Here is a 452-nt window from a genome sequence, read left to right as displayed (position 1 = left end):
CGAGCCGGTGCCGCGTGACCGCGGGCTCGTCGTCGCAGGCCCGGGCGACGGCCCTCGCGACGTGCGGGTCGAGGTGGCTGGGCAGCCACTCCCGCTGCTGGGCCAGGGCCCAGAGCATGCTCGACCGCAGGACGACCGCGTGGGCGGAGGCGACGTCGACGACGAGGACGTCGCAGCCCTCGCTGATGGCCGCCTGGGCGGCCGAGGCCGCGGGAACCGCAACCGGCCGGGCCGACGGGTCCCAGTCGGCGAGGGCCGCCAGGGAGGAGAACATCGGCAGCGCGCGGGAGCCGTCCGGGGCCGTCAGGGTCACCGTCGCCATGTCGCTGCGGGTGTCGGACCGGACGCCGGCGGACTCGGTGACCTCGCTCGCGACGGCGACGACCGGCACGAGCCAGCGGGCGGCGGCGACCCGGCCCAGCGCCACGCGCTCCGTCTCGGGGGACGGGCCC

1 protein-coding gene is annotated in these 452 nt (G+C 78.3%); it reads right to left on the bottom strand.

Annotation, left to right across the window (positions count from 1 at the left end; translation table 11 throughout):
* Window positions 1–452, bottom strand: a 452-nt coding sequence (locus N864_RS23045) for an SseB family protein (RefSeq protein WP_034723128.1), incomplete at both ends; no start/stop codon positions are given.

Source organism: Intrasporangium chromatireducens Q5-1 (genome assembly GCF_000576575.1).
Classification (GTDB): domain Bacteria; phylum Actinomycetota; class Actinomycetes; order Actinomycetales; family Dermatophilaceae; genus Intrasporangium_A; species Intrasporangium_A chromatireducens.
This window is presented reverse-complemented; position numbering and strand designations above follow the sequence as displayed.